Genomic DNA, 21,875 nt, shown 5'->3' with positions numbered 1-21,875 from the left:
TCTGTTAGTCTTCTTTACTGAAAAAATCATTATACGCTGTCATATCAGCAGTTTTTAAATTGAATAATTTTTCGAAATCTTTGTAAGCTTCTTTCAAACTTACTTTAGATTCTTTTCCATTTTTCATAACTTTAAAGTTCAATTCGCCTTTTTCAAGTTCGTCTTCGCCTAACGTAATCACAACTTTAGCTTTTAATTTAGCTGCTGTTTTAAATTGAGCTTTTGCTTTGCGATTGGAATAATCGCGTTCAGCAGATAAACCAGCTGAGCGAATGGCTTGAACCAATTTTAACGTTTCGATATTTGTTGTTTCTCCTAAACCGACAACGTAAACATCAACTTCGTGCAAGTCAGGAATATCAATGTTTTCTGCTGCTAATGTCATCATCAAACGTTCCAATCCAAGAGCAAAACCAAACCCTGGAGTAGCTGGTCCTCCGATTTCTTCGACTAGACCATCGTAGCGGCCGCCAGCACAAATCGTAGTGATGGCTCCAAACCCCGGTGCATCACTCATGATTTCAAAAATGGTATGGTTGTAATAATCTAATCCCCTTACCATGTTGCTGTCAATTTTATAAGGAATATCAAGTACTTCTAACATTTCTTTAACCGATTCAAAGTGGCTCTTCGAATCATCGCTTAAATAGTCTAAAATCGAAGGAGCGTCCTTAACGATTTCTTGATCTTTTTTGTTTTTGCTGTCTAAGACACGCAGAGGGTTTTTGTGCAAACGTACTTGAGAATCTTCGCTTAAGTCAGCAAAATGAGGTTCAAGATAAGCTATCAGTGCTTCACGATAAGCAGTCCGGCTTTCTTTGTCTCCTAATGAATTAATCACTAATGTTAAATGTTCTAAACCAAATTCTTTAAATAAATCCATAGCTAAAGCCATCGACTCCACATCAATAGCAGGATTAGTACTTCCAAAAACTTCTACTCCTAGTTGATGGAATTGACGCATCCGTCCTCCTTGTGGACGTTCATAACGGAACATCGGTCCCATGTAATACACTTTATATGGTTTCGCATATTCCGGTCCAAATAATTTATTCTCAACGAAAGCGCGAACGACTGGTGCAGTTCCTTCTGGTCGAAGCGACATATGCCGATTGCCTTTGTCTTTAAAATCGTACATTTCTTTTGAAACAATATCACTGGTTTCCCCTACACCACGAGAAAACAAATCATAACTTTCAAAAATGGGTGTCCGAATTTCATGAAATTGGTAATCTCCTAAAATCATCTTTGCAGTTTCTTCTACATATTGCCATTTTGATGATTCATCTGGTAAGAGATCAGCGGTTCCTTTTGGTCTTTGAATTTGAATTGCCATTATATCAACACTCCTTCGTATCTAATTGCTTATATTTTGAATGAGGGCAAAAAAAAAGCGTCCTTATTCCATCATAGAATAAGGACGAGTTATTGTTTTCCTCGTGGTACCACCTTTATTTGAAAGCCATGGCTTTCCTCAACGATTAACGCTCGTAACGTAGCAGCTTTGCACTGCTATTCCTCCAGAGTGTCCTTCAGACTTCTTAACGGGAATCACTTTCAGCCAAGGCGATTCTTTCTTTCTGCTCGTTTATCAAAGCTTACTGTCTCTTTCAACGGATATCTTTTTTTGTTTGAATAGTATTAGATTACAAGAAAGGACTAGACTTGTCAAGCTTAGCCAAGGAAATCGTTAAAGCTGGTTTATAGATTTTTTATGTAATCGTTCACTAATTGATTGCATAACATGCCTATTCATTGCTATACTTAGAAAGTACATAAATGAACGTAATGAACTTATTTTTCAATGGGAAAGTAGTGAGTGAATCGATGGAAAAAATCCTCATGCCGAAACAACCAAAAACAATTATTTCTTTTTTGGCTGTCTTAATTTTTATAAGCTTAACAACTTTTGCAACGGTTGCATTGGCAAACCAAAGTACCATTAAAGTAGACGCTAGCGTCGTAAATATCCGAACAGGCCCTGGTTTATCGTATGATATTATGACCCAGGTCGTTGGCGGCGAAAAAGTAAATGTTATCGCTGAAGAAAATGAATGGTACAAGATCCGAATGAGCAATGACCAAATCGGCTGGGTAGCAAGTTGGCTAATCGGAAATACTGAAATAAGTGCCGCTTCAAACAAAATAGGTACAGTGACCGGAGAACCAGTGAATATCCGCAGCGAAGGCCATTCAAATGCTGAAATAATCGGAACAGTAGCGAAAGGAACGGAATTAACGGTACTCTTCCAACAAGGCGGCTGGACACAAATTCAATACAATGGACAAGTTGCTTGGATAAGTTCTGAATTGATTGAAGTAACGACGCCCACTAAAGAAACTGCTCCTAGCAGTGTGGCAACAAAAACAAATTCAGAAGCACCAATCGAGACCATCACTATCCGATCAGACGGAACCAATATCCGCAGCGGTCCTTCTGTTGATAAAAGTGTTGTAATAAAGGCTTCAAAAGGCGACAGTTTTACTTATCTGAGTACTGAAGGAGATTGGTATCAAATCCAAGCGGCTGATGGACAAACAGGTTATGTCGCCAACTGGGTAGTCGATTTATCAGCTGATAAAACTGCTGCTCCAACGGCTAATATCACCTCTTTAGCGGAAGCCACGATTGTGATCGATGCAGGTCATGGAGGAGAAGATCCCGGCGCTCCCGGCGGAACTTATAATGAAAAAGAAGCTACTTTAAAAACAGCTAAGTTACTGGCTGAACGCTTGAAAAGGGCTGGCGCGAACGTTGTCTTGACGAGAAGTTCAGATACATCAGTCAGTTTGAATCAAAGAGTCGTTACTAGCAATCAAGCAGCTGCTGATGTATTTATCAGTATTCATTATGATTCAACTGAAACGCCAAACGAGATCAGCGGGACGACGACCTATTACTATCATGAAAAAGACAAAGGTTTAGCGAATCAAATCAACGCTCAACTTGAACAAAACGGCCCATTGCCAAATAATGGTGTGCGTTTTGGCGATTATTATGTTACTCGTGAAAATACACGACCGGCTGTATTGTTAGAACTAGGCTATTTGAACCATTATATTGATCGATCAACAATCAATACCGACTCCTACCGGCAATCCGTTGTTGAGAGTATTTACCAAGCTTTGGATCATTATTTTGCTCCTTAAATTAAAAATAAACGCCTTCTCTATCCTATTAATTGATAGAGAAGGCGTTTATTTACTTATTTTTGCTGTCAATACTAATTGTGACCGGTCCGTCATTAACGAGAGAGACCTGCATATCGGCACCAAATTCTCCGGTCTCCACACGTAAACCATTAGCCGCAAGTCCTTTATTGAAAGAATCGTATAAAGGAATAGCTGCTTCCGGTTTTGCCGCTTGGGTAAAACTTGGTCGATTTCCTTTTTTTGTGTCCGCATGTAATGTGAATTGAGAAATAGATAAGATTTCTCCTCCGACATCTTGAACCGATAAATTCATTTTGTCTGCTTCATCTGAAAAAATACGCATATTGCATACTTTTCGGACTAAATAATCAACGTCTTCTTGTGTATCAGCTGCTTCAATTCCCACTAGTAAAACTAAACCGTGTGTTATTTCTCCGCTAATTTTATTATTGATGCTGACTTGAGCTTGTTTGCTTCTTTGAATAATAAGCCTCATTAGTATCCTCTTTTCAATAGGTATTAAAAAAACAGGAGATTTTAACGCATCCCCTGTTTTTATTCTTTAGTCCATTAGTTAAGATGTTATTCTACGGACGCTATAGACATCTGGAATCATTTTTATTTTATCGACAATTTTTTCTAAGTGGTTTAAATTGGGAATGCCAACGGTTAATGTGATCGTCGCCATACGGTTGTGGTCAACACGGCCATTAACGTTATTTAGATTACGTGTCATAGTATTGACGACCTGCAGGACTTCGTTGAGTAAACCAGAGCGATTGTACCCTTCAACTTGTAATTCAGCATCGTATTCTTGCCCTTGAGAAGAAGTATCTTCCCATTCAACATCAATCAAACGATTTTCTGCATCTTTAGCTGATTTTACATTCGGACAATCTGCCCGATGAATAGAAACGCCGCGCCCTTTAGTAATATACCCAACAATGGGATCTCCTGGAACAGGATTACAACAGCGGCTGATTCGCACTAACAAGTTATCGACACCCTGAATGACAATTCCACCTTCATGGCGAATTTTTATTTTTTCAGGCTCTTTTTTCGTTTTTAATTCAATTGTATCAATTTCTTGAGCACGTTTTTCATTTTCACGAGCTCGTCTTTCTTTTTCAGTTAGCCGATTTGCTACAACCAATGCGGTCACTTCGCCAAATCCAACAGCAGCATAAAGATCTTCTTCCGTAGTGAAATTAAAACGTTCTAAGAGCATTTTTATATTCTGCTTAGTCAGGAACTCTTTTGGAGGAAAATTCATTTCCTGCAGTTGTTTTTCGACCATATCTCGACCTTTAACAACATTGACTTCTCGGTCTTGTAATTTAAAGAAACGTTTGATCTTGTTCTTAGCTTTACTAGTTGAAACTAAATTGATCCAATCTCGACTAGGTCCGTATGAATTTGGCGAAGTCAATACCTCAATAATATCGCCTGTTTTGAGTTTATAATTTAAAGGAACAATTTTCCCATTAACTTTAGCGCCTATCGTCTTATTCCCGATTTCTGTATGGATATTATAGGCGAAGTCCAATGGACCGGCACCAGATGGTAATTCGCTAACGTCTCCTTTTGGTGTAAACACATAAACCTTATCCCTAAGAATATCTTCTTTTACGCTTTCCATGAAATCACTAGCATCGTTTGCTTCACTTTGTAATTCAAGGATGTCGCTAAACCACGACAGTTTTTCGCTTACGTCTGCATTTTCAAGTTTTTTAGTAATGCCTTCTTTGTAAGCCCAATGAGCAGCGACCCCGTACTCTGCTATTTGGTGCATTTCAGTTGTACGGATTTGAACTTCAACTGGACGACCGTTAGGACCGATCACTGTGGTGTGGATAGATTGATACATGTTGGCTTTTGGCATGGCAATGTAATCTTTAAACCTTCCAGGCATCGGTTTCCATCGAGTATGGACTGCACCCAGCACAGCATAGCAATCTTTGATTGAATCCACAATGACTCGAATAGCCAACAAATCGTAAATTTCGTTAAATCGTTTTTTTTGATCGCGCATTTTGCGATAAATAGAATAAATGTGTTTAGGCCGTCCGTAAATTTCTGCATCAATACTCAATTCATCAACAGACTCTTGGATTCTTGTAATGGTATTTGCAATATACGTTTCTCGTTCCTCCCGTTTGGAATTCATCAAGTGAACGATCCGATAATATTGTTGCGGGTTCAAATAACGCAAAGAAGTATCTTCAAGTTCCCATTTTACTTTATTGATTCCTAAACGATGAGCTAACGGAGCGTAAATTTCCAATGTTTCATTAGCAATGCGTCTCTGTTTATCAGGACGATGAAATTTTAATGTCCTCAGATTATGCAAACGGTCAGCTAATTTCACCATGATAACTCGGATGTCTTTAGCCATCGCTAATAACATCTTACGGTGATTTTCCGCTTGCTGTTCTTCATGAGATTTAAATTCGATTTTTCCTAATTTAGTCACGCCATCAACTAACATAGCAACCTCAGGTGTGAACTCTTTAGCAATGTCTTCAAATGTGATATCTGTATCTTCAACAACATCATGTAAAAAACCAGTTGCAACGGTAACAGGATCCATTTTTAATTCAGCTAAGATACCGGCCACTTGAATAGGGTGTATAATATAAGGCTCTCCAGATTTGCGAAGTTGGCCTTCGTGCGCCATCGTTGCAAAATCACACGCCTTTTTGACAAAAGCCACATGACTGCTGTTCATATAAGTAACTGTCAGAGCAATTACTTCTTGTGCAGTATAATTTTTATTTTTGGGCATCTTGTCACCTTCTCTTCCAAATTAATAGTGTATAGTATCGTTTTATTATTCTTCTGGTATCCCAATAGACAAACAGACTAAATGAGTACCCTTTCAAGAGCACATTCCTACTATACGCTTTCTCTACATTATACCTCTAAAACCCTATAATTTCAATGAAGACATGGAAAGCTTTTTTTGAACTAGTTATAAAAAAACTGTTTGTTTTAATTATTTTGCAGAAAAAAGACAGGCAAGAAAACAGAATAAAACCATCTGTTTTCTTGCCTGCTGATTTGCCGTTTAAATTACGTTTAACGGTTCTACGTCAACTGACGTTGGTAAAGAATTTTAGTCCCTTATTTAATTAAAAAAACTTGAACACTTTTCATGGTAGGCGTTATGCTGCTATGAAAAGTGTTTTTTCGTTCTGTTTAATAGCCGCTGGTTTCATATTAAAATGCAGAAGAATACGATTTTTATAGTTCACGAAGTTTCGGTAGCCGTAGGCCACACGGTTAAGAACTTTGATCTTATTGTTGATTCCTTCAATTTTTCCGTTTGAATACTTATAGGTAACGGTATTTTTTATGTGCTTCATATGTTTTTTCAATGTTTTGAGGCTCGTCTTCATTGGTTTTGAAATAAGTGGATAATCTTTTTCTAAAATCTTTACTAGCTCATCATAGTCATTCTCTTCAAGAGCCTTTAGAATCGTTTGATACACCTCATAAGTCTCTTTCAGAACGGTGTTGTAGCCCAACAGTTCGTCGACGATCGCTGATTCTAAGCGTAGACCAAATAAAGCATAATAAGTATAGGTTGTATAAGACAGTTCAGATTCTTTCTTTAAGATTTTTTTCCAAAACCGTTTTAATCGACGGTACTTTTTCATATCTTCTCCATTTGAGGTATGAAATTGATTCATAACCGTTATCCTTGTACGATTCAGTGAACGATTAATCAGCTGGACAATATGAAAACGATCAATAATGATCTTGGCGTTTGGAAAAAGAATGGGAATAAAATTGACGTAACCAGCGTTCATATCGACTGTAATGGTTTCTACTTTTTTTCTAGCCTTTAGGCTATACCGTGAAAGGAAATGGTCTTTTATTGTTCGACTGTCTCGAGAAGGCAAGATATCAATGATCGTTCCTTTTTCGGCATCAATGTATTCAAAAGCCATTGTGCTATTGGCGTACTTAAACTCGTCAAACGAAAGATGTTTAGGAAGCCAGAAGTAATGCGGTTTGTAATTCTTAGCTTGCTCGTTAATAACGCGCTGCGTCGTTGCTGAAGAAACTCCCGTTTGACTAGAGATATCTTTTATAGATTGAGCCATAGACGATTTATCTAAAATTTGTGCTTTTACATGATTTGAAATAAAACAATTTTCTTTCAATAGAGGCGTTTTCGCAGTAAATGTAGCCTCGCATTCTTTGCACATGAATCGCTGCTTTTTAAGCAGTAAATAGGTGGGATGAATACCACTCATGGGTAAAGTAATGCGCGAGGTCTGTGTTCCGTTACAGTAGATGGTATACTGCTCGTTTGGTGTATGGCACTTCATACATTCCTGCGGAATGTAAGTCAATCGTCCTTTAATAAATTTACATTTTTTTCCTTTGAATTGACCGTATTCTACGCAATCCTCTTCAAAAACAATGTTTTTGTCTTGTATATCTAGTACTTTTCGCATATCATTTGATGTAGGCAAGTGAGTTCTCTCCTTTGAATGAGTTGTGGTGACTTTAATTCTACAGGAGAACTCACTTGTTTTCTATTTTCACGAAAAAAGACGTTAGCAAGTTTTCACTCACCAACGTCAAATATTGTACAACCGAAAAAAGACGTTAGTAAGTTTTCACTCACCAACGTCAAATATTGTACAACCCGTTTAACCCGCTACAATAGCAATTCCGTTTGAAGAACCTAAACGTGTTGCCCCGGCAGCAATAAAAGCTTCTGCATCTTCACGTGTTCTAACACCACCGCTAGCTTTTACGCCCATTTCTGGTCCCACTACGGTACGCATTAACGTAACATCTTCTAATGTTGCACCGCCAGTTGAAAACCCTGTAGACGTTTTAACAAAATCGGCACCGGCTTTTTTAGCTATTTCACAAGCGCGTACTTTTTCATCATTCGTTAATAAGCTTGTTTCAATGATAACTTTAGTTAGAGCTTTGTCTTCAGCGGCTTCGACAACTCCTCTAATATCGCGTTCTACTAGCTCGTCGTCTCCCCCTTTTAATGCTCCGATATTTATCACCATATCTACTTCAGTTGCGCCATTTTGAATGGCATTTCTAGCTTCAAATGCTTTTAGTTCCGGTGTGTTTGCTCCCAACGGGAAACCAATCACAGTACAGACGCGTACGTCACTGCCAGTTAAAAAAGCCGCTGCTTTCTTGACCCATGTTGGATTGACACAAACGGACATAAAGTGATAGTCCATCGCTTCATCACATAGTGTTTTGATTTGGTTTTCGGTGGCTTCTGGTTTTAACAAAGTGTGATCAATATAGTGGTTTAATTTTTCTGCCATCTTCATTCCCTACTTTCTCTGTTTATAATGTTATTCTAAACTAGTATAGCTTATTTTTCGATAACTAACAAAAAGGCTCGATGGGTTCATTCAACTCAAAGTGGTAAGAGATAGCTGCTAAAGCATATAAAGGAGCCGTTTCTGTCCTTAAAATCCTCGGCCCCAGTGCGCAAGGTACCATTCCAACAGCCAATAAAGCTTCAATTTCTGTTGGGCTCAATCCTCCTTCAGGACCGAAAACAATTAAAAGAGAACTGCCAGGTCGAATAGACTTTAATGTTTTAGCAAAATTTTGATCTTCGCCAGCTTTGGCACTTTCTTCATATGCTACTAAACAGTAATCAAATTGAGGACTCTTTTCTAACAATTCTTTAAAAGAATACACGGATTCCACACTCGGTATTTTGGTTCGATGCGCTTGTTCTGCTGCTTCTTGAGCAATTTTTTTCAAACGATCAATTTTTTTAGCTGCTTTTTTTGTATCCCATTTTGTGATGGAATAGGTGGCTTGAAATGGAACGAAACCAGCAGCCCCTAGTTCTGTTCCTTTTTGAATCACATAGTCCAGTTTGTCCCCCTTAGGCAAACCACTGGCGATCGTAACGTGAACCGGCAGCTCTTTTTCAGCTGTTTCGTCTGCTATCCAATGCATCACAACACTTTCATTTTCGATGGCATTGATTTCAGCTATAAAAGCCTGTTGGTTAGGAAATACTAAATAAGCTTCATCGCCTATTTTCATCCGCATGACACGAATCATATGATGGTACTGTTCTCCAGTAAGTATCAGTTCAGCTGTTTGGTAGTCAGCAGTCGTTTCAGCAAGAAAATAACGTTGCATGGTTACTCCTCCTCGATAGGTCTTTGAGCAGTAACAGCAACCCAATCGCCCCTTTGAAGGATTTGAACGATTTCAAATCCTTGTTCCGTTAAATGCGTCAGAATAGATTCTTTTTTATCTTTAATAATTCCCGAAGTTAAGAACAATCCACCTGGCTTTAAAACGCGCCAAGCATCTGGAATCAATGGAACGATAACTTCTGCTAAAATATTAGCAACAACGATATCAGCCTCAATTTCAATGCCTTTTAGTAAATCATTAGCTGAAATATGGACATCTTTAGCATAGTCGTTTAACTGGATATTATCGTAAGCAGATTGAACAGCCACTTCGTCTAAATCGTAAGCATAAACTTTTCCAGCCCCTAAAGCCTTAGCTGCGATGCTCAAAACACCAGAACCAGTTCCCACATCCAAAATCGTTTCATTGCCACGAACAGAGTTTTCTAACGCTTGTAAAGATAAATGCGTTGTGGGATGAGCACCTGTACCAAACGCCAGCCCTAAATCTAAACGGATCACTCGTTCATCAAGATGTCTAGGCGTGTAGTCTTCCCACGCAGGTACAATAGTTAAGAAACGGGTTATTTTCAAAGCATGGTAATATTTTTTCCATGAAGTAGCCCAGTCTTCTTCAGCGACTTCATGGATAGTCAAGGTATTTGGTTCAATCGTTAGACCGTATGTTGTTAATTTTAAAATCCGTTCTTTAATCTCCGGCAAGATCTCTGGTAAGAAAAGTGTTTCTGGAAAATAAGCTTTGATGATCACTCCTTCTTTTGAAAAGTCTGCTTCATCTAATGCCCATATTTGCCCAAAACCATCATCTAGAACTTGTAAAAAATCCTGAATATCTTCAATTGAAACACCTTCTGAACCTGCTTCGACTAAAATGTTTGAAACGGCTTCAACGGCTTCATTTGCTGTTTGAACACTTACTTCAGTCCACTTCATTATTTAAAAATCCTCCAATAGCTTGCTTATTGTCTTTAAAATTTCGGATACTCAACGCGATCCATGTCATAACGGTTTGTATCTTTCGCTGTTTGAATAGTTGTTTCAAAGTTCAATTCGTTCCAATGCAATTCAAATGTTTCTATTTCTGGATCCGTTGCAAAATCAAGCAAATCTGATTGTCCTTCAGTTACAACTATCCGCAACATCTTAATAACTGCGTCAAGAAACCCTTTTTCGATTCCTTTTTTTAAATCAAAGGGAAGAGCTGCTAAATAGTTTTCTGGAATTATTTTTGATTTTGTTGGGTCAAAAAAACAGATAGCATCTTCAAATTGAATAATGTTTTCTTTGTTGACCGTTCCTTCTATATCTTGAATGACTAAATCAGGTTCCGTTTCAGCATAAATAGTAAAAAACACTTCAATAATGTGCTGTCTTTTATTCCATTGAGTTGACCAATCGAATTCTAAATGACTTTCTTCCATGATTGTTTCTAAATAATCAATGATATCTTTTTTTGCCATGTCGTTCGCTCCTCTGTTTTAATAATTGTTTTCAATTGTTGTTGTCCAGCCTAAATCGCTATCTTTTTTTCCTTTGGTTCTAGAAACATATGGATTTCCGATAACCGTGTACCGAAGCAAAGCATCTGTCCATTCTCCCTTATTTGGGATTCCAATTCTAGCCGAAACTCCAATTTCTTTCGGGATTCTTCGGTGTGTTTTAGACAAATACAAAGGCGGCTCATCGATTGAAGCTCCATCATCACTTTTATCAATTGCCAAGGCTTTTGTCAGTTTTCCAGGACCGTCTGTTAAAGTCACACCGTATTTCCCGCGGCGTTCCTCCATCAGTTCAATGCCTGTATAAGGTTCAATAGCCCGGATTAAAATAGCTTGCGGTATGCCTGCTTCCTGTACGACTAAATTCAGCATTTGATGAGTATGCATCGAATAAATGTAAATCGTTCCTGCTTTTTTGTACATTGAAGCCAGTCTGGGAGTTTTTTTCAAGCCATAGCTATGAGCTGCAGCATCTATTTCGCCTAAATAAGCTTCTGTTTCTACGATCCAGCCTGAGCAAATTCCTTCTTCAGTTTTTTTTATTATCAGACAACCCAATAGCTCTTGTGCGATCTCTTCGGTTGTTTTAGTTGGATCCAGCCAAAAAGTCATTAAATTACCTCACCTATCTTAAAAAATCTAAACGTTTATAAAAATGTCTTCGTTTATAAGTATACAACAAATTAGAACGTTTCGTATAGAAAAGCCCGTTTAACAAGCGATAAAATATGTTTTTGTTCCATATCGTAATTTTAATTCTAACAGAGATAAAAAAAGCGACCTTCCTCAAAAGGAAAAGGTCGCTTTTTACTATCTCTATAAACACAAAACCATTCGTTGGTTAAGCTTTCAACCACATAATGATTATAGATATATTTCCCTACTGTGTAATTGCCTCAGTTACTCGATTTTCACTGATATATTGAGTTAATTTCTCCATAGCTTCAATCAATGTTTCCATGCTGGCAGCATAGCTGATACGGACATATCCTTCGCCGCCTGGTCCAAATGAACCACCTGGAATCAACGCTAACTTATTTTTTTGAGCCAAATCTACACAAAATGCCATACTTTCTTGAATGTAGCCTTCAGGTATCTTTGCAAACAGATAAAATGCTCCGTTGGGTTTTGGACAGGTGAAGCCAAGTTCTTGTAAGATATTGTAAACGTAATCTCGGCGTTTCAAGTATTCTTTCTTCATGACTTGTGCATCGTTTTTACCATCTTTAAAAGCAGCTAAAGCAGCCTTTTGTGCCATTGTTGCAGTTGTGGTTACCATAAATTGATGGACTTTGTTGATTTCCTGAATCAATGCTGCTGGTCCGCAAAGCAAGCCGATTCTCCATCCAGTCATTGCATGAGACTTTGAGACACCATTGATTAATAGCGTTTGCTCAGGCAAGTATTTAGCGATGGAAACATGCGTTCCATTATAAGTGAGTTCACTATAAATTTCATCGCTTAAAACAAATAGATCATGTTTTTCTAGTTCCTCCGCTAAAGCTTGAACTTCAGCAGCAGTATAAGTCACACCTGTCGGATTATTAGGATAATTCAAGACGACGGCTTTTACGCTCGCCCCATGCTCTGCGATAGCTTCTTGGATCATTTTGGGTGAAAGGGCAAATTGATTACTAGACGTATCAATAAAAATAGGCGTACAGCGACTGAGAACTGTAACCGGTATATAGCCTGGGAAAATTGGCGTTGGGATCAATACTTTTTCTCCAGGATTTAAAATACCAAATAAAGCTGCATAGATAGCCTCAGAAGCGCCTGCTGTCACTAATATTTCAGATTCAGGATTATACTGAACACCATACTTTTCGTTTAGAAAAGAAGCTGCTGCTTCTCGTAAAGGCAGTTCTCCAGCGGTTGGAGCATAATGAGAATAATTTTCTTCAATGGCTTTAATACCTGCAGCCTTTACATGCTCAGGAGTATTGAAGTCTGGTTCGCCTAAAGTTAACTTCGTCATTCCTGGTATTTGAGAAACCTCTGCATCAAATTTTCGAATAGAAGAAGGCTGTAATAAAGACAGTTGTTCATTCATATGGTTAATAAGTTTATTCAAATTTACTCCTCCTTGATTCGTTCATTATAGTTAACGGTAAAAAAAGATACCCAAAATAGAAAAATAAAAATTCTATAGGTATCCATCTGCAAAAGCAATAAATAAAAAGAAAACCACATAGAATTTCTAATGTCTATGTGGTCCGCATATAACTGACGTCATAACAAAACGGATTAGCCTCATAGATACAAACGTTGTGAGTTTGCATCATGAAAAAATCCATGCTACAAACTCTCTCTAAAATAGCTAAACCAATATTGGCTATTATTTAATTGGGATATAGTTCGTTTTTGTCTGGTCATTTTGCTCACACACATTTCTTTTTATAGTCAGTTAAGGTATTCTTGTGCTAAGGATACCTTTTTTTATCATGGTTTGTCAATGAAATTCTAATCGTACGTTCATTAACGTTTTAAAGTAGTGTTTAATTTTCTTTTAATTGTTTGAAAATAGAGCCCAATGAATCTTGAATAATCAAATCAAACAGAGCCGGGTGTTGAACCGGTGTCCGATTCAACAGAATCGATGCTTCTCCTTTAAAATAGTGGATCAAACTATTAGCAGGATAAACAGATAAAGATGTTCCAGCGACGATCAATAAGTCCGCTTTTTCAACGGCAGCCATACTCATTGATAAAGCCGTTTGATCTAGCATTTCACCATAAAGAACGACATCTGGACGAACGATGCCATTGTCGTGCGGGCATCTTGGTATCCCTTTATCATCTTGTCTTAAAACACGTAAAGGATAGTTCTCTCCACAAGTTAAGCAAGTATTCCGCAATGTACTTCCATGGAGTTCTAAAACTTTTTCGCTCCCAGCGGCTTGATGCAACCCATCAATATTTTGTGTGATGATCGTGATATCTTTCTCTTTTGCTTCAAGTTCAGCCAAATAAAGATGAGTCGCATTAGGAACCGCTTCTGGATAGACTAAATGCTCAAAATAGTAATTGAAAAACAATTCCGGCTGCTCTTTTAAAAACCAATCGCTAACAATATCCTCTGGTTGGTAAGTTTGACCTGAATCTTGATTAAATAAGCCGTCTGCAGATCGAAAATCCGGTATACCGCTTTCTGTTGATACGCCTGCACCTCCAAAAAAGACAATGCTGTTAGATTGTTCTATTAATTTTTTTAATTTTATGATTTTATTTTGCACGTTATTCCTCTTTTCATATTTATTTGTTTGAAAACAGCTAAATAAGCAATAAAAGAACGGTATACCCAATAACCCCTGCCAGAAAACTGCTTAAGCTGCTTTTTTGTTCTTCAGGCAGTTCTTCTTTCATCACATTTAAAATAACTCCTCCCGCTATGAAAGCCTGCAAAATGGACAGGACGAATTCGTTTAGTTCAGTCAATATGCCTATTAGCCATCCTAAAACGGGTGCTGCTGTTAAAATAATTCGGCCATATTTATCATAAGCTCCTTTATGGTCTCTTCTAAGGCTCCAATCGTTCGTTATAAAGTGTACTCCTAAAGCCAAAAAGTAAAAGAATATTCCTAAGGGACTTTTGTATTCTTCTCTAACTAAAAGATATCCTATAACGGTATTATAAATAAAAAACGAACCCATATGAATCCAAAATATAACTGAATCAGCTTGTTCCGGATTTTTTAACACCTTGCTTTTCCGAGATATTTTGACTAACCGTTCCATAGCATAAAACAAAACCAGTCCTGCTAAGGCTATGATATAAATGTGATTTTCAATATGCCGCCAGCTGCTCTGTTGCAAATTTTTTACAACGACTTGTTGATAGGTATTTAATTGCGGCAATAAATGTACAAAGACGTAGGAAACAGCTACTCCAGCAGAAAGAGACAAAAACCTGCTGCGAGGCACTTTATTAGCAAATTGCATGTATTTAGAAGAAAAATGAATAAATGCAAATCCTAGCGCACAAATAAAGGTAATCACGATATACAATGAAACCATCCTCTCCGCTTTTTCAGTAAAGCTTTGTTCTTATGATAGAGCTCTTATCCAGGATAAGCTTTAATGCTGTCAAAATCAAAAAAAATACACGGAGTTTTATTAAAATCAGTAGTTAACCCTTTTTATACGATACTTTAGTTTTGTGATTGTTTGCTCCTACCAGAAATAAACAGATGATCCTTGTTCCAGTCTAAATATAAAAACAAAAAAACCTGCCAAAGATTTTTGGCAGGCAAATACTGTTATTGAGTTATTTACTTTTTCTCGTCGTCCATCTTAAGAACGGACATAAACGCTTCTTGCGGTATCTCGACAGATCCTACTTGTTTCATCCGTTTTTTACCAGCTTTTTGCTTTTTCAATAATTTTTGACGACGTGTGACATCCCCGCCGTACAGCTTAGCTGTTACATCTTTACGCAATGCTTTGATTGTTGAACGAGAAAGAATCTTACTGCCAATGGCAGCTTGAATCGGAATCTCGAACTGTTGACGTGGGATAATGCTTCTTAATTTTTCAACAATCGCTTTCCCACGATCATAAGAAAAGTCATTATGCACAATAAAGCTCAAGGCATCTACGGTTTCTCCATTCAAAAGAATATCCATCTTCGCTAAACGACTCACTTTGTAACCAATCATCTCATAATCCAAAGAAGCATATCCTTTAGTACTGGATTTTAATTTATCAAAGAAGTCATACACGATTTCTGACAATGGGATTTCATACACAACGTTGACACGCTTGTCATCTAAATAGTCTAAAGCAATAAAATTGCCGCGTTTCCGTTGAGAAATTTCCATAACTGTACCAACATAATCATTTGGCACCATGATATTAGCTTTTACATAAGGCTCTTCAATTGATTCAATTACGCCAGGTTCCGGCATGTCAGCTGGGTTTGAAACAATGATTTGAGTCTGGTTTGTCAAGTTCACATGGTAAATAACCGATGGAGCAGTAGTGATCAATTCTAAATTAAATTCGCGTTCAAGTCGTTCTTGGATAACATCCATGTGTAGCAGTCCTAAGAAACCGCAACGGAATCCAAACCCTAAAGCTTGCGAGGTTTCCGCTTCAAATTGCAAAGCAGCATCATTTAACTCTAATTTCTCTAGCGCTTCACGTAAATCTGTAAAGCGAGAAGAGTCGATTGGATACATCCCACAGTAAACCATTGGATTCATTTTACGATACCCTGGCAAAGCTTCTTTTGCTGGGTTATTCGCTAATGTGACAGTGTCTCCCACCCGTGCGTCTTGAACGGTCTTAATGTTTGCAGTAACATAACCAACGTCTCCAACCATCAAGAAATCACGTTTGATGGGCTTAGGTGAAAAGATACCTACTTCAGCTACTTCAAAGGTTTTTTCAGTGTTCATTAACTTCATTGTGTCGCCAGGTTTGATCATTCCATCCATCACTCTAATATTTAAAACAACTCCACGATAAGAATCATAAGCGGAATCAAAAATAAGAGCTTTTAAAGGTGCATCTAAGTCTCCATCAGGCGCAGGAACTTTTTCAACAATTTGTTCTAAAATGTCTTCTACTCCTAATCCGATTTTAGCACTCGCTAAGACTGCTTCGCTAGCATCGATTCCAATAACATCTTCTACTTCTGCACGAACCCGTTCAGGATCCGCCGCTGGTAAATCAATTTTATTGATGACTGGAAGGATTTCTAAATCATTGTCTAAAGCTAAATAAACGTTCGCTAACGTTTGTGCTTCAATTCCTTGAGCAGCATCGACTACTAAAATTGCCCCTTCGCAAGCTGCTAAGCTCCGTGAGACTTCATAAGTAAAATCGACGTGTCCAGGTGTATCAATTAAATGGAAGGTATAGTCTTCGCCATTTTTTGCCGTATAGTTCAGTTCTACCGTATTCAATTTGATAGTAATTCCACGCTCACGTTCTAAGTCCATGGAATCCAATAGCTGCTCGTGCATGTCTCGATCGGCAACTGTGCGGGTCATTTGTAAAATCCGGTCAGCTAAAGTCGATTTCCCATGATCGATATGGGCGATAATCGAAAAGTTCCGAATTCGTTTTTGACGTTCAATTAAATCATTTTTATTCATTCAATTAATGCCTACTTTCATGTTTTATTCCAAAAAGTGTCATTACAAATTATAACAGTGAAACCACTGAATTACAATGTTTTACAAAGGTTAGTCTTATTCCTAAAAGAAAAACCTAAGCATTTTGCCTAGGTTTTTCTTTAGTCGGTTTATTTTCTGTCTTTTTTAAAAGCATCTTTTACTTTTCCGAAAAGACTTTCCTCTTGTTCGGTTACCTCGATGCCGCTAGCTTTTGCAAATTCGCGCAGAATGTCGACTTGTTTGCTGGATAAATCTTTTGGAGTGATCAATTTAATTGTAACGTGTTGATCTCCATTGCCAGTTCCTCTAAGACGCGGTGCGCCTTTGCCTCTTAAACGGAAATTTGTTCCTGTTTGTGTTCCAGCTGGAACTTTCAGTTTAACTTTTCCGTGAACGGTCGGTACTTCTACTTCATCGCCTAAAGCTGCTTGGATGAAACTGATTGGTAATTCGTAATAAATTTCTGAACCTTCCCGATCGTATAAATCACTCGGTTTAACATGGAAAACGACATATAAATCTCCATAAGGTCCGCCATTTACCCCAGCTTCACCTTGTCCATTCAAACGCATTTGATTTCCATCTTCTACACCTGCAGGTACGGTTACTTTAACAGAGTGTCTATCTTTTACATGTCCTGAACCATGACAAGTTGGGCATTTCTCTTTGATCTCTTTACCAGTACCGTGACACACATCACATGTTTGACGAGTCATTACGCGGCCAAGCGGAGTATTCCGTTCCACATTAAGGGTTCCTGAACCATGACATTTCGAACAAGTAACAGGATGAGTTCCTGGTTTTGCACCGTCTCCATGACAAGTAGCACATTCAGATTCGCGATTGTATTGAATCGTTGTTTCTTTTCCAAAGATAGCTTCTTCAAATTCTAAATCCATTCGATATTGCAAATCTTCACCTTGACGTGGAGCATTCGGATTATACGAACGGCCGCCGCCACCGAAGAAAGATTCAAATATATCTTCGAAGCCGCCACCGCCGAAACCACCACCACCGAAGCCGCCGCCAAATCCGCCTGATCCAGCACCAAAGTTAGGATCTGTACTTGCATGACCATATTGATCATAAGCTGCACGTTTATTTGCATCGCTTAACACTTCATAAGCCTCAGTGATTTCTTTAAACTTTTCATCCGCATCAGCTTCTTTGTTAATATCCGGATGGAATTGTTTTGAAAGTTTACGGTAGGCTTTTTTTATTTCAGCGTCCGTAGCGCTTTTTGAAACGCCTAATATTTCATAATAATCTCTTTTTGCCATGATTTCCCTCCATCGTTCCAATGATAACGTTTATCTCTAGACTGCCCTTCATTTTACCTTTACGAGCATAGCATATCTAGAAGAAAAAGCCAAAAGCATTTTGCCTTGGCTTTTTACTTCGTCACCTATTCACTGATTATTTGTTGTCGTCTACTTCTTCAAAATCAGCATCAACCACATTATCGTCTCCACCTTGATCAGCTTGTGCGTCTTCAGGGTTCGCTTCTGCTTGAGCTTGTGCTGCTTGTTCATAGAGCTTAACAGTCAATGCTTGAACGATTTCATTCAATTCATCACGTTTTGTTTTCATTGTTTCTAAATCATCTGCTTCTACAGCAGCTTTTAACTCATCACGAGCATCTTCAGCTTTTTTAACTTCAGCTTCATCAACTTTACCTTCTAATTCTCCTAAAGTTTTGTCCACTTGGAACAATAGTTGTTCTACTTCGTTGCGTAATTCAACTTCTTCTTTACGAGTTTTGTCAGCTTCAGCATTGGCTTCAGCGTCTTTAACCATACGTTCGATTTCTTCGTCGGTTAAACCAGATGAAGATTTGATTGTGATCGTTTGTTCTTTTTGTGTTCCTAAGTCTTTTGCACGTACGTTAACGATTCCGTTTTTATCAATATCAAACGATACTTCAATTTGCGGAATGCCACGAGGAGCTGCAGGAATATCTGTTAATTGGAAGCGGCCTAAAGTTTTGTTGTCCGCTGCCATTGGACGTTCACCTTGTAATACGTGTACATCTACAGCTGGTTGGTTGTCAGCAGCTGTTGAGAAGACTTGTGATTTACTTGTCGGAATAGTTGTATTGCGGTCGATCAACTTAGTAAATACGCCACCCATTGTTTCGATTCCTAATGATAATGGAGTTACGTCTAATAGGACGATGTCTTTTACATCACCAGTAAGAACTCCTGCTTGAATAGCAGCTCCCATCGCTACAACTTCATCTGGGTTTACTGATTTGTTTGGTTCTTTGCCAGTTTCTTTACGAACAGCTTCTACAACTGCTGGGATACGTGTAGATCCACCAACTAAGATAATTTCGTCTACTTCAGAAGCGGATAAACCAGCATCTTTCAAAGCTTGACGAACAGGTTTTTTAGTACGTTCAACTAAGTCATACGTTAACTCTTCAAATTTCGCGCGAGTTAAGTTGATTTCCAAGTGCAATGGTCCTGCTTCACCAGCAGTAATAAATGGTAAACTGATTTGAGTAGATGTTACACCAGATAAATCTTTTTTAGCTTTTTCTGCTGCATCTTTTAAACGTTGAACAGCCATTTTATCTTTAGATAAGTCAATGCCGTTTTCTTTTTTGAATTCTGCTACTAGGAATTCAATGATTTTTTCATCAAAATCATCTCCACCTAAATGATTGTCTCCAGCTGTAGAAAGAACATCAAAGACACCATCGCCTAATTCAAGAATAGAGACGTCAAATGTTCCGCCGCCAAGGTCAAATACTAAAACTTTTTCTTCTGTTTCTGTTTTGTCTAAACCATAAGCTAAAGCTGCAGCAGTTGGTTCGTTAATGATTCGTTCAACTTCTAGTCCAGCAATTTTACCTGCATCTTTTGTCGCTTGACGTTGTGCATCATTAAAGTAAGCTGGAACTGTAATAACAGCTTTGTCTACTTTTTCTCCTAAATAACTTTCAGCATATCCTTTTAGATATTGTAAAATCGTTGCTGAGATTTCTTGAGGCGTGTGTTTTTTGCCTTCAACATCAACTGTATATCCAGCTTCACCAATATGACGTTTAATTGAACTGATTGTGTGAGGGTTTGTTACTGCTTGACGTTTAGCAACTTCCCCAACTTGCATTTCACCATTTTTAAAAGCAACAACAGACGGTGTCGTACGGTTTCCTTCAGGATTCGCAATGATTTTTGCTTCTCCACCTTCTAAAACTGCTACTGCTGAGTTTGTTGTACCTAAGTCAATACCGATTATTTTACTCATAATTAATTACCTCTTTTACTTTTTTTTAGTTTATTTTTTAGAACTCTTGTTTTATTGAGCAACGATAACCATTGCCGGACGTAAAATACGTTCATTTAAAGAATAACCTTTTTGGAAAACATTTACAACTGTATCAGCTTCTTGTCCCTCTTCCACTGGCGTTGTTTGAATTGCCTGATGGAAATTAGGATCAAAAGGTTGATTCAATGGATCAATGACTTTGATTCCTTCGTTGTCCAAAGCAACTTTAAATGAATCCATCACCATTTCCAAACCTTTTTTCAAGTTTTTCCCTTGTTCATCAGTCACGTCAATGGCCAATGCACGTTCCAGGTTATCGATCACTGGCAATAATTCTGTTGCTAATGATTGAGAGCGATATTTTGCGGCATCTTCTTTTTCTTTTTGATTGCGTTTGCGCATATTCGCTAGCTCAGCTTGTAAACGCAAATAACGGTCTTCCATCTCGCTCAAAGCCGTTTTAGCTTCTGTTAATTCGTCCACTTGAACCTCTTCTTCAACCGCTTCTTCCGTTTGTGGTTGTTCGTTGTTCTCATTTGTTTCATCAACCACTTCTTCAGTTAGCGGATCTTTTTGATTCTCAGTCATAAATACATAGCTCCTTCTTGATTAGTCTTCCATCGAACGATAGTAATCTACTATTTTTTTTGAAAGCTCATTTCTAAATACATCCACTAAACTAATCATTTTTGAATAAGGCATGCTGGTCGGTCCTAATAGGGCAATCAAGCCCGTCCCATAACCCATGACATTGTAGCTTGCCGTTATCAAACTGAATTCGTCAAATAACTCGTCATCCAATTCTTGTCCGATTCGTACTTCAATTCCGCTATGGTAAGGCGTCAATAAATGAGCTAAATCATGCTGGTCTTCCATCAAAGAATAAATCGACTTAAATTTTTCTACATCTAGACCGATAGAATAATCAAGCATATTCATTCTGCCGCCTACGTGAATTTGATCACGTCCAGCTTGCAAAATAACATCATCAAGAATGGTTAGCATTCCTTCTGCTGATTTAGCATATTTGTTAATTAAAATAGGCATTTCAGTTTTCAGTTTTTGAAATACTTCCATTAATGTATGCCCAACTAATCGTTCATTAAAGATTTTCACCATTTTTTCCAAGTCGCTCGGTTGAATTGTTTTCGGCAAAGAGAATACTTGGTTTTCTACGTGGCCTTTATCTGTGACCAAAATGACCATCACCCGATGTTCATTTAAAGGAACCAATCGAAAACCTGTTAGCTTGCTGTCTTTTAATTCAGGTCCTAAAGAAATAGCGGTATAACTTGTCAATTGCGAAAGCACTTCAGCAGATTGTACAACGATTTCATCTAACTGATGAAAGGTATTGCTAAAAGATTGTTTGATTGTAACAATATCTTTTTTCTGAATTTCAGTTGGATGTACTAGATGATCTACATAAAACCGATACCCTTTGATAGAAGGGATACGTCCAGATGAAGAATGTGTCTTTTCAATAAAACCTAACTCTTCTAACCTAACCATTTCATTACGAATAGTTGCAGAGCTGAACTTCATTCCTGCTTCATTCATCAATGTTTTAGAACCAATTGGATTTCCATAGCTTGTATAGAGAAGAATGATGGATTTCAGTATTAGAACTTGTCTTTCTGTTAACATGTTGC

18 protein-coding genes and 1 other annotated feature are annotated in these 21,875 nt (G+C 38.0%); of the genes, 1 reads left to right on the top strand and 17 read right to left on the bottom strand.

Features of this window, described 5'->3' with window-relative positions; all coding sequences use genetic code 11:
• Nucleotides 1–4: 4 nt before the first annotated feature.
• Entirely contained in the window at nucleotides 5–1,330 is a 1,326-nt protein-coding gene (gene hisS, locus NY10_RS02680; RefSeq protein WP_058920211.1) for a histidine--tRNA ligase, read from the bottom strand.
• An 83-nt stretch (nucleotides 1,331–1,413) separates the two neighbouring features.
• Nucleotides 1,414–1,623, bottom strand: a binding site (T-box leader).
• Between the two features lie 156 nt (nucleotides 1,624–1,779).
• Here hisS and NY10_RS02675 point away from each other — a divergent pair.
• Complete coding sequence (locus NY10_RS02675) at nucleotides 1,780–3,150, top strand: N-acetylmuramoyl-L-alanine amidase family protein (protein ID WP_231726760.1); 1,371 nt, start codon at nucleotides 1,780–1,782, stop codon at nucleotides 3,148–3,150.
• 52 nt (nucleotides 3,151–3,202) lie between these two features.
• On the opposite strand, the gene dtd is transcribed toward NY10_RS02675, so the two are convergent.
• The 16 genes from dtd to hrcA all read right to left on the bottom strand — a co-directional run bounded on the left by dtd (nucleotide 3,203) and on the right by hrcA (nucleotide 21,870).
• The gene (dtd, locus tag NY10_RS02670) at nucleotides 3,203–3,649 is read right to left on the bottom strand and encodes a D-aminoacyl-tRNA deacylase (RefSeq protein WP_058918542.1); all 447 of its coding nucleotides are present in this window, start codon (nucleotides 3,647–3,649) and stop codon (nucleotides 3,203–3,205) included.
• Nucleotides 3,650–3,727: 78 nt separating this feature from the next.
• Nucleotides 3,728–5,938 (bottom strand): RelA/SpoT family protein, encoded by a 2,211-nt coding sequence (locus tag NY10_RS02665; protein ID WP_058918541.1) that lies wholly within the window; start codon nucleotides 5,936–5,938, stop codon nucleotides 3,728–3,730.
• 379 nt (nucleotides 5,939–6,317) lie between these two features.
• Nucleotides 6,318–7,637, bottom strand: coding sequence for an ISL3 family transposase (locus NY10_RS02660; RefSeq protein ID WP_156413258.1), 1,320 nt, complete (start codon nucleotides 7,635–7,637; stop codon nucleotides 6,318–6,320).
• Nucleotides 7,638–7,817: 180 nt separating this feature from the next.
• Complete coding sequence (deoC, locus tag NY10_RS02655; RefSeq protein WP_058918540.1) at nucleotides 7,818–8,468, bottom strand: deoxyribose-phosphate aldolase; 651 nt, start codon at nucleotides 8,466–8,468, stop codon at nucleotides 7,818–7,820.
• A gap of 64 nt (nucleotides 8,469–8,532) precedes the next feature.
• On the bottom strand, nucleotides 8,533–9,309 hold the full coding sequence (locus NY10_RS02650; RefSeq protein ID WP_058918539.1) for a 16S rRNA (uracil(1498)-N(3))-methyltransferase: 777 nt from the start codon (nucleotides 9,307–9,309) through the stop codon (nucleotides 8,533–8,535).
• 2 nt (nucleotides 9,310–9,311) lie between these two features.
• Complete coding sequence (prmA, locus tag NY10_RS02645; protein ID WP_058918538.1) at nucleotides 9,312–10,262, bottom strand: 50S ribosomal protein L11 methyltransferase; 951 nt, start codon at nucleotides 10,260–10,262, stop codon at nucleotides 9,312–9,314.
• 35 nt (nucleotides 10,263–10,297) lie between these two features.
• Complete coding sequence (locus NY10_RS02640; protein ID WP_058918537.1) at nucleotides 10,298–10,789, bottom strand: DUF3013 family protein; 492 nt, start codon at nucleotides 10,787–10,789, stop codon at nucleotides 10,298–10,300.
• An 18-nt stretch (nucleotides 10,790–10,807) separates the two neighbouring features.
• Nucleotides 10,808–11,440, bottom strand: a complete 633-nt coding sequence (locus NY10_RS02635; RefSeq protein ID WP_058918536.1) for a DNA-3-methyladenine glycosylase — start codon at nucleotides 11,438–11,440, stop codon at nucleotides 10,808–10,810.
• Nucleotides 11,441–11,708: 268 nt separating this feature from the next.
• A complete protein-coding gene (locus tag NY10_RS02630) occupies nucleotides 11,709–12,902 on the bottom strand; it encodes a pyridoxal phosphate-dependent aminotransferase (protein WP_231726759.1) in 1,194 nt (397 codons plus the stop codon).
• Between the two features lie 424 nt (nucleotides 12,903–13,326).
• The gene (locus NY10_RS02625; RefSeq protein ID WP_058918535.1) at nucleotides 13,327–14,064 is read right to left on the bottom strand and encodes an NAD-dependent protein deacylase; all 738 of its coding nucleotides are present in this window, start codon (nucleotides 14,062–14,064) and stop codon (nucleotides 13,327–13,329) included.
• Nucleotides 14,065–14,101: 37 nt separating this feature from the next.
• Nucleotides 14,102–14,845 (bottom strand): hypothetical protein, encoded by a 744-nt coding sequence (locus NY10_RS02620; RefSeq protein ID WP_058918534.1) that lies wholly within the window; start codon nucleotides 14,843–14,845, stop codon nucleotides 14,102–14,104.
• A gap of 254 nt (nucleotides 14,846–15,099) precedes the next feature.
• Nucleotides 15,100–16,929, bottom strand: coding sequence for a translation elongation factor 4 (lepA, locus tag NY10_RS02615; protein ID WP_058918533.1), 1,830 nt, complete (start codon nucleotides 16,927–16,929; stop codon nucleotides 15,100–15,102).
• Nucleotides 16,930–17,078: 149 nt separating this feature from the next.
• Nucleotides 17,079–18,230 carry a molecular chaperone DnaJ gene (gene dnaJ, locus NY10_RS02610; protein ID WP_058918532.1) on the bottom strand — a complete coding sequence of 384 codons (1,152 nt, stop codon included), beginning with the start codon at nucleotides 18,228–18,230 and terminating at the stop codon, nucleotides 17,079–17,081.
• Between the two features lie 136 nt (nucleotides 18,231–18,366).
• Nucleotides 18,367–20,202: a molecular chaperone DnaK gene (dnaK, locus tag NY10_RS02605; RefSeq protein ID WP_058918531.1), complete on the bottom strand. Its 1,836-nt coding sequence runs from the start codon at nucleotides 20,200–20,202 to the stop codon at nucleotides 18,367–18,369.
• A gap of 51 nt (nucleotides 20,203–20,253) precedes the next feature.
• Entirely contained in the window at nucleotides 20,254–20,811 is a 558-nt protein-coding gene (gene grpE, locus NY10_RS02600; protein WP_058918530.1) for a nucleotide exchange factor GrpE, read from the bottom strand.
• A gap of 21 nt (nucleotides 20,812–20,832) precedes the next feature.
• Nucleotides 20,833–21,870 carry a heat-inducible transcriptional repressor HrcA gene (gene hrcA, locus NY10_RS02595; protein WP_058918529.1) on the bottom strand — a complete coding sequence of 346 codons (1,038 nt, stop codon included), beginning with the start codon at nucleotides 21,868–21,870 and terminating at the stop codon, nucleotides 20,833–20,835.
• Between the last annotated feature and the right edge of the window lie 5 nt (nucleotides 21,871–21,875).

The organism is Carnobacterium sp. CP1, from assembly GCF_001483965.1.
Classification (GTDB): Bacteria; Bacillota; Bacilli; order Lactobacillales; family Carnobacteriaceae; genus Carnobacterium_A; species Carnobacterium_A antarcticum.
This window is presented reverse-complemented; position numbering and strand designations above follow the sequence as displayed.

What these genes read in the sequence shown, in the direction of transcription:
- NY10_RS02640 (WP_058918537.1), bottom strand. Translation starts at nt 10,789, where the DNA reads ATGGCAAAAAAAGATATCATTGATTATTTAGAAACAATCATGGAAGAA.
- NY10_RS02635 (WP_058918536.1), bottom strand. Translation starts at nt 11,440, where the DNA reads ATGACTTTTTGGCTGGATCCAACTAAAACAACCGAAGAGATCGCACAA.
- prmA (WP_058918538.1), bottom strand. Translation starts at nt 10,262, where the DNA reads ATGAAGTGGACTGAAGTAAGTGTTCAAACAGCAAATGAAGCCGTTGAA.
- NY10_RS02650 (WP_058918539.1), bottom strand. Translation starts at nt 9,309, where the DNA reads ATGCAACGTTATTTTCTTGCTGAAACGACTGCTGACTACCAAACAGCT.
- NY10_RS02665 (WP_058918541.1), bottom strand. Translation starts at nt 5,938, where the DNA reads ATGCCCAAAAATAAAAATTATACTGCACAAGAAGTAATTGCTCTGACA.
- dnaJ (WP_058918532.1), bottom strand. Translation starts at nt 18,230, where the DNA reads ATGGCAAAAAGAGATTATTATGAAATATTAGGCGTTTCAAAAAGCGCT.
- NY10_RS02620 (WP_058918534.1), bottom strand. Translation starts at nt 14,845, where the DNA reads ATGGTTTCATTGTATATCGTGATTACCTTTATTTGTGCGCTAGGATTT.
- lepA (WP_058918533.1), bottom strand. Translation starts at nt 16,929, where the DNA reads ATGAATAAAAATGATTTAATTGAACGTCAAAAACGAATTCGGAACTTT.
- dnaK (WP_058918531.1), bottom strand. Translation starts at nt 20,202, where the DNA reads ATGAGTAAAATAATCGGTATTGACTTAGGTACAACAAACTCAGCAGTA.
- grpE (WP_058918530.1), bottom strand. Translation starts at nt 20,811, where the DNA reads ATGACTGAGAATCAAAAAGATCCGCTAACTGAAGAAGTGGTTGATGAA.
- NY10_RS02675 (WP_231726760.1), top strand. Translation starts at nt 1,780, where the DNA reads ATGAACGTAATGAACTTATTTTTCAATGGGAAAGTAGTGAGTGAATCG.
- dtd (WP_058918542.1), bottom strand. Translation starts at nt 3,649, where the DNA reads ATGAGGCTTATTATTCAAAGAAGCAAACAAGCTCAAGTCAGCATCAAT.
- hrcA (WP_058918529.1), bottom strand. Translation starts at nt 21,870, where the DNA reads ATGTTAACAGAAAGACAAGTTCTAATACTGAAATCCATCATTCTTCTC.
- deoC (WP_058918540.1), bottom strand. Translation starts at nt 8,468, where the DNA reads ATGGCAGAAAAATTAAACCACTATATTGATCACACTTTGTTAAAACCA.